The sequence below is a fragment of the Psychrobacillus sp. genome, assembly GCF_056205495.1.
This window is the reverse complement of sequence record NZ_JBAEAP010000027.1, coordinates 1-1,932: the sequence shown is the minus strand read 5'-3', so window position 1 is coordinate 1,932 and position 1,932 is coordinate 1. Positions and strand designations below refer to the sequence as shown.

Here is a 1,932-nt window from a genome sequence, read left to right as displayed (position 1 = left end):
AGCTTGAGAATAATAGGTGTTGAAATAGATGAAATAATGATGATGGAAGATTGGGTAACTATCATTTCAAGAAAGCCTGTTAAGTAAAGGAGTAGTTGTCTTGCAACGTTATTTTACAGAAAAACCGTTAGATGAGAATTCTACTATAAAAATACTTGGAGACGATGCGCATCATATGATTCAAGTGATGCGCATGTCACCTGGTGATGAAGTGTATATAGTAGCCGCTAAAGAAACGTATATTATGACTATTCTTTCTGGAACTAGCAAAGAAGTCATTTTAGAAACAAAAGAAAAAGTATTAAAAACAAATGAAATGCCAATTAAAGTTTCTATTGCCTGTGGATTACCAAAGGGTGACAAACTAGAACTAATCACACAGAAGGCCACTGAACTTGGTATGCACTCCCTCTTTCCTTTTGAAGCAAAGCGCTCTATCGTGAAATGGGACAAGCAAAAAAACGAGAAAAAAATAGCAAGACTGCAAAAGATTGCAAAAGAAGCGGCGGAACAGTCCCATCGCTCATCTATTCCTCACATACATAGTCCTAAGAGCTTGAAAGACCTAATAGAAGTCTCTAAGCAATATGACGTTAAATTTGTTGCTGATGAAGAGGATGCAAAATTAACTGAGCGACAAAAGTTTGCTGACCAATTAAAAAAGGTGTATGATAAACAATCGATACTGATTGTTTTTGGTCCGGAAGGTGGACTAGATAGACATGAGGTTAAGCAACTTTTAGACAATGATTTTCAACCCATTGCACTTGGTCCTAGAATATTAAGAACTGAAACTGCGCCGTTGTATGCGCTTGCTGCTATTTCCTATGAATATGAATGAAAGAGGTGTAAGGATATGTCATCCGTTGCATTCCATACATTAGGCTGTAAGGTAAACCATTATGAAACAGAGGCCATTTGGCAACTATTTAAAGAAAATGGTTATGAACGTACAGACTTTGAAAAAAAATCAGACGTTTATGTAATTAATACATGTACTGTAACAAATACTGGTGATAAAAAGAGTAGACAGGTTATACGAAGAGCTATTCGTCAAAACCCTGATGCTGTTATTTGTGTTACAGGCTGTTACGCACAAACCTCTCCTGCAGAAATAATGGCGATTCCTGGCGTTGATATTGTCGTTGGTACCCAAGAGCGTACAAAAATGCTTGGTTACATTGAACAATATAAAATGGAGCGTAAGCCTATTAATGCGGTAGGAAACATTATGAAAAATCGTGTATATGAAGAGCTGGATGTACCTGCTTTTACTGACCGTACACGTGCTTCTCTTAAAATACAAGAAGGATGTAACAATTTCTGTACTTTTTGTATCATTCCTTGGGCACGTGGCTTGATGAGATCCCGAGACCCACAAGAAGTAGTGAGACAAGCACAACAGTTAGTCGATGCTGGTTATCTAGAAATCGTCTTGACTGGTATACATACTGGTGGATACGGAGAAGATTTAAAGGATTATAATCTTGCTCAACTATTAAGAGATATTGAAACAAATGTAAAGGGACTTAAACGTCTTCGAATTAGTTCAATAGAAGCTAGTCAGCTATCAGATGAAGTTATCGATGTTTTAAAGCAATCGAATATAGTTGTAAGACATTTACACATCCCAATTCAGTCAGGCTCTGATACTGTACTAAAAAGAATGCGTAGAAAATATACAATGGAATTTTTTGCTAATCGCTTAGACCGTTTAAGAGATGCACTTCCTGATTTGGCGATTACATCAGATGTAATTGTAGGATTTCCAGGAGAGACAGAAGAAGAGTTTATGGAAACCTATAGCTTTATTCGTGATCAAAGATTCTCTGAACTACATGTTTTCCCTTACTCAAAACGTACAGGTACCCCTGCCGCTAGAATGGAAGATCAAGTGGATGAAGAAATTAAAAACGAACGAGTACACAGACT

2 protein-coding genes are annotated in these 1,932 nt (G+C 37.0%); both read left to right on the top strand.

The window, feature by feature from the left end; all coding sequences use genetic code 11:
• Positions 1–100 precede the first annotated feature (100 nt).
• The gene (locus tag AC06OU_RS00725) at positions 101–841 is read left to right on the top strand and encodes a 16S rRNA (uracil(1498)-N(3))-methyltransferase (protein WP_298472890.1); all 741 of its coding nucleotides are present in this window, start codon (positions 101–103) and stop codon (positions 839–841) included.
• Positions 842–856: 15 nt separating this feature from the next.
• A partial coding sequence (mtaB, locus tag AC06OU_RS00720; RefSeq protein WP_475853436.1) for a tRNA (N(6)-L-threonylcarbamoyladenosine(37)-C(2))-methylthiotransferase MtaB occupies positions 857–1,932 on the top strand: 1,076 nt, incomplete at its 3' end.